The organism is Comamonas sp. B-9 (assembly GCF_000410635.1).
GTDB lineage: Bacteria > Pseudomonadota > Gammaproteobacteria > Burkholderiales > Burkholderiaceae_C > Comamonas.
In genome coordinates this window covers 1-5,071 of the sequence record NZ_APCR01000078.1, presented here as the reverse complement: position 1 = coordinate 5,071, position 5,071 = coordinate 1, and the positions used below count along the sequence as shown (strand labels likewise).

At 66.4% G+C, this 5,071-nt stretch carries 6 protein-coding genes; 1 reads left to right on the top strand and 5 read right to left on the bottom strand.

Annotation, left to right across the window (positions count from 1 at the left end; translation table 11 throughout):
* On the bottom strand, window positions 1-628 hold a 628-nt coding region (locus H928_RS0100675), incomplete at its 3' end, for a hypothetical protein (protein ID WP_021024747.1).
* A 303-nt stretch (window positions 629-931) separates the two neighbouring features.
* Window positions 932-1,408, bottom strand: a complete 477-nt coding sequence (locus H928_RS0100670; protein WP_021024746.1) for a Crp/Fnr family transcriptional regulator — start codon at window positions 1,406-1,408, stop codon at window positions 932-934.
* Between the two features lie 193 nt (window positions 1,409-1,601).
* On the opposite strand from H928_RS0100670, the gene H928_RS0100665 reads away from it, so the two are divergent.
* The gene (locus H928_RS0100665; RefSeq protein ID WP_021024745.1) at window positions 1,602-2,528 is read left to right on the top strand and encodes a class I SAM-dependent methyltransferase; all 927 of its coding nucleotides are present in this window, start codon (window positions 1,602-1,604) and stop codon (window positions 2,526-2,528) included.
* 161 nt (window positions 2,529-2,689) lie between these two features.
* On the opposite strand, the gene azu is transcribed toward H928_RS0100665, so the two are convergent.
* The 3 genes from azu to H928_RS0100650 all read right to left on the bottom strand — a co-directional run.
* On the bottom strand, window positions 2,690-3,178 hold the full coding sequence (gene azu / locus H928_RS0100660; RefSeq protein WP_021024744.1) for an azurin: 489 nt from the start codon (window positions 3,176-3,178) through the stop codon (window positions 2,690-2,692).
* A gap of 57 nt (window positions 3,179-3,235) precedes the next feature.
* Window positions 3,236-4,033 (bottom strand): ABC transporter ATP-binding protein, encoded by a 798-nt coding sequence (locus H928_RS0100655; RefSeq protein ID WP_021024743.1) that lies wholly within the window; start codon window positions 4,031-4,033, stop codon window positions 3,236-3,238.
* On the bottom strand, window positions 4,030-5,071 hold a 1,042-nt coding region (locus H928_RS0100650), incomplete at its 5' end, for an iron ABC transporter permease (RefSeq protein ID WP_021024742.1). The genes H928_RS0100655 and H928_RS0100650, both read right to left, overlap by 4 nt.

The following is a 5,071-nucleotide window of genomic DNA, read 5'->3' as shown; positions in this document are numbered from 1 at the left end:
CATTGTGCGCTGCGCTGCGCGCGGGCGGCACAATCGGCGCGGGCCGGGGCGCTGCGCTGGTGGCAGCGCGGTTTGCAGCCGATGCACCGTCGAGCGCAGGCACCGGGTTCAGCGCCGCCTCGAGCAAGGCTTTCTTGAAGGCGGCAATCTCCGCCTCATCGACCGGGTCCATGCCCAGCGGCACCGGCACCACGGCCGGCTGGGGCGCGGTGACCACACTGGGGGCCTTGGAGCTGGTGACACCCAGCTGGGCATTGAGGCGCCAGTAGACCGAGGTGATCACGATCTCGAAACGGGTCTTGGCCGAGTAGGCGATCAAGGCCTCGATCTGGGTGAGCTTGTCGGGCGAGGCGCAGTGCTGCTGCGCCAGGTCCACCATCACGATGAACTGCGTGGCACGCTTGTCCAGCGCCAGCACCTTGAATTTGTAACCTGCCGACAGAATGCCCGAGCGCACCATCGACTCGCGCACGGCCGAATACACCATCTCCCGGCGGGCCGAGCGCTCACCGGGGCGGGGCGCTGCGCTGTCGTGCTGCGGTGCCGCAGCCATGGGCTTGGCGGCCACCAAGGGGCTCTGGGCGGCCAGCATATCGTGCTGGCTCACACCCAGCGGTTCGGCAAACATGGTTTGCGGCCCCAGGGGCGCAAAAGCCGATTTTTTTTCTGGTCGACTGAACCATTTGGCAAATATAGACATGCCACTCCCTACCCTGATCAGAATTTGAGCCGCAGACACAGGCCTTGGGGGATATGGCCTCGCCGGCCGCATCCCGCCTTGCAGGCCCGCAAACCTGGGGTTGGCTGGGTCTGTATCCGCGACTCTCTTATGGTCACCCGTTTCATCACGCAACAGGCGTTTGTAATTGTAGGAAGGAGTATTGCATACCCTGGTCAGAAAAGCGCGCGCGATTTGACCAATGCCAAGCTTTTATGTTGCGGCGACGCGGCGTTTGCGGTTGCCAAGGCGCTTGGCCAGCACCGATCCGGCCGCCATCGCCAGCGCGACGGCCACCGTGGGCTGGCGGTTGCACAGCTCGGTAAAGCGAATGCTCGACAGCCCCCAGAGGCGGCAACCGGCCACCGCCTGCACAGTGGCATTGCGCGGCTGGTGCGAGAAGAACGCGCCTTCGCCGACAATGGAGCCCGCGCCGACGATCGCCAGGCGAATGCGCTGCTTTTCGTCCTCGAAATGCACGCTGAGGCTGCCGCTTTCGACGAAAAACAGGGTGCGCTCCTGCGTGCCTTGCTGAAACAGCACCTGCGATGCCGCCAGCTGGGTCTGCGTCAGGTACGGGGCCAGGATCTCCCACTGCGCAGCCGTCAGCGGGTTGATCATGCTTTCCTCGTCCTGGCAGTTGTTAATGGCTGTTACCAGGGGCTTGATGTCATTGGCGCTACTGAACATGAAATCCTCCTCCGCAATCCTGGCGGTGGATCCACCAGTGATCTATCGAAATTCCTAATCCAAGAAATCTACCCGAGTGGCTGCACAATGGCTGGGCGGCGGGGCAAAAATTTGTAAGAAGTATCGCCCAGCCCACAATTCCTGACCAAGCACGCCGCCTCCCACCTTCTCTCCTAGACGTTTTTCAGATTCCATGCATGCATTACTAGAGGCCATCGCCACCATGCCCGCGAGCCAGCAGGCGCAACGCCTCTTCCACGGCCGGGGCGGCCTGTTTCCCGGTTGCGAACACCTGTCGCTGGACCTGTACCCACCGGCGGTGGTGCTGACCAGCTTTGCGCCGCTGGCCGATGAGGCGCTGCAAAGCGTGGGCGATGCGCTGCAGCAGCGCTGGCAGCAGCTCTACCCGGGCGAGCCGCTGACCTGGGTCTACCAGTGCCGGGCGCTGGGCGCGGCCGAGACCCGCCTGGTCCAGGGCAGCCTGCCCGAGCCCCATACGGTGCAGGAAGACGATGCCCGTTACCTGGTGCATGTGCTGCGCGGGCAAAACCATGGTCTCTTTCTGGACATGGCCGAGGGCCGGCGCTGGGTGCGCCAGTTCATCGCGCGCCAGCCCGATCCCGAGCGCTGCACCGTGCTCAACCTGTTTGCCTATACCTGCGCCTTTTCGGTGGCGGCGCTGCAGGCAGGCGCCGGCCAGGTGGTCAATATCGACATGAGCAAGGCGGCCTTGGCCAGCGGCCAGCAGAACCACCGCCTCAACCAGCTCGCAGGCGGCCAGTTCTGGGGCCATGACATTTTCAGCAGCTGGGGCAAGATCACCCGCACCGGGCCTTACCAGCTGGTGATCATGGACCCGCCCAGCTACCAAAAGGGCAGCTTTGTCGCCACCAAGGACTACGCACGCCTGATCAAGCGCCTGCCCGATCTGCTGGCGCCCGGCGGCTTTGCGCTGCTCTGCCTCAACGCCCCCGAGCTGCCGCTGGCCTTCTTGCAAGACCAGATGGCTGCGCTGGCGCCGGAGCTGGAGTTCATCGAGCAGGTGGCCAACCCGACGATCTTTGCCGATGTCTCGCCCGACCGGGCGCTCAAGGTGCTGGCCTACCGCATGCCCAGCTGAGGCTGGGCCGCTGGTTCAGCGGTTTAGAGCCGGTAACACGATCCAGCAAACCGAAGGTTTGCGGTTGAGACTGGGCGCCCCCGACTAGGCGTCCTGCCGCAGGCAGTACTGTAGTACGACAAGGCAGGGCAACGACGTATCAAGGGTTGTGTTAACGGCTCTTAGTCGATGACGACCAGCTTGCCGCGCATCGGCTCGGCATGGGTGGGGAAGGAGCAGAAATAGGTGTAGTCCTCACCCTGGCGCAGGCGCTCGACCGGGAAGCTCACGGAGGCATGCTCGCCGCCCGACAGCATCTGGGTGGCAGCCAGCACGCGGGCATCGCCCCGGCTGAGCCAGGCGCGCTCGGGGCCCGAGCGCTGGCCTTCGCGGATCACCGCCTCGGTGTCCTGGCTGCGCGTCAGCACCCAGTTGTGGCCCGCTTCCTGCCAAGGCTTTTTGCCGGTGTGCAGCAGGTGCACGGTGAACTGTGCGCAGCGCTTGCTCACGCGCAGCTCGGTCAGGTCAAACTTTTTTCCGGGCTGGCCTTGTACATGAGCTTCACAGACCGGGGCCGGCGCCGTGGCGGGCGCGGCGGGCTGTGCGAAGGCGGCGCTGCTGGCGCCCAGGGTGGCGGCGCAAAGGGCAAGATGGTGCAAGGAAAACGTCATGGTGGATCGCTTGGGTGGTTGAGAAAGAAGAAGCAGGCGGTGGATCCCTCTGGCCGCTCAGCGCAGCAGGCCATCCACCATCACCTGCGGAATGCCGCGCGAGCAGGGCTCGACACGGGCCCGCACGCCATAGACACGGGCCAGCAGTTCGGGGTGGATCGCGTCGCTGGGCAGGCCATCGGCCTGCAGCTCGCCGTTTTTCAGCACCAGCACGCGGTCGGCATGGCGCAGCGCCAGGCCCAGGTCATGCAGGACCACCAGCGTGACCATGCCGCAGCGGCGAGTCTGCTCGCCCACCAGTTCCATCACATGGAACTGGTGGTTCAAATCCAGCGCCGACAGCGGCTCATCGAGCATCAGCACCTGGGGCTGGCGGATCAGCGCCTGCGCCAGGCCGGCCAGTTGCGCCTGCCCGCCCGAGAGCTCATCGAGGTGGCGCATGGCCAGGTGGTCAATGCCCAGCAGTTGCAGCAGCGCCGCGCACTGCATGACGGCATCCTGTGCCGGGTCGGTGCCTATACGCAGGCTGTGGGGCGAAGCCTTGCGCGCGGCCATCAGCGATTCGATCACGCGCAAATGCACGGCCGCCGGCAAGGCCTGGGGCTGGTAGACCACGCGCCGGGCGCGCTCGGCCAGGCTGGCCTGGTCCAGCGACTGCCCTTGCAGGCGCACCTGGCCGCTGGCACGGGTCAGGCCCGCCAGCGCCCGCAAAAAGGTCGATTTGCCACTGCCATTGGGCCCCAGCACCACGGTGACCTGGCCCGGCTGCAGATCGGCCAGCGACAGCCCCGGGATGACCACGCGCCGGCCATAGGCCACCTGCAGTCCGCTGATCTGCAAACCACCCGCGCTCATGCCCGCCCCCGGGTGCGCAGCACAATGGCCAAAAAGAAGGGAATGCCCACCAGCGAGGTGACAATGCCCACCGGCACGATGACGCCCGGCACCAGCGCCTTGGAAGCGACGGAGGCCAGCGACAGCACCAGCGCGCCGGTCAAGGCCGAGGCCGGCAGGTAAAAACGGTGGTCATCGCCCACCAGCCGGCGCGCTATATGGGGTGCGACCAGGCCAATAAAGCCGATGCTGCCGACAAAGGCCACCGACAGGGCGGCCAGCAGGCTGATGCGCAGCAGCGCACCCAGGCGCAGGCGCCGCACATCCACGCCAAAGCTGGCCGCGCGGTCTTCCCCCAGGCGCAGCGCGGTCAGCCGCCAGGCATTGCGCATCGACAGCGGCAGCACGACCACCAGGGCCAAGGCCAGCGCACCCAGCTTGGGCCAGGTCGCGCGCGAGAGGCTGCCCATGGTCCAGAACACCAGGCCCTGCAAGGCCTCGGCCGTGGCCACAAACTGCAGCAAGGACACCAGCGCATTGAAGCTGAACACCAGCGCAATGCCAAACAGCACCACGCCGGTGGCGCTCATGCCGCCCCAGCGGGCCACCAGATCGAGCAGCAAGGCCGAGGCCATTGCAAACACAAAGGCATTGGCCGGCACCGCCCAGGATGCGGGCACGCCCGGCAGGCTCCAGTCCAGCACAATCGCCAGCGCTGCGCCAAAGGCAGCGGCCGACGACAGCCCCAAGGTAAAAGGGCTGGCCAGCGGATTGGCCAGCACGGTCTGCATCTCGGCGCCCGCCAGGCCCAGCGCCAGGCCGACGGCGACTGCCATCAAGGCGTAGGGCAGGCGAATGTCCCAGACAATCACGCGCAGCGCTGGCGGCGCGGCATCGGGCGTGTACAGGGTCTGCAGCAGCTGCGGCAGCGCCAGGCCCGAGGGGCCGGTGGTGAAGTCAAACAGCAGGGCCGCGACAATCGCGCCGGCCAGCAGCGCCAGCACCAAAAGGCGCCAGCCCGTCAAGCGGCGGTAGGCCTGGGCGCGCTGGCCGGCCTGG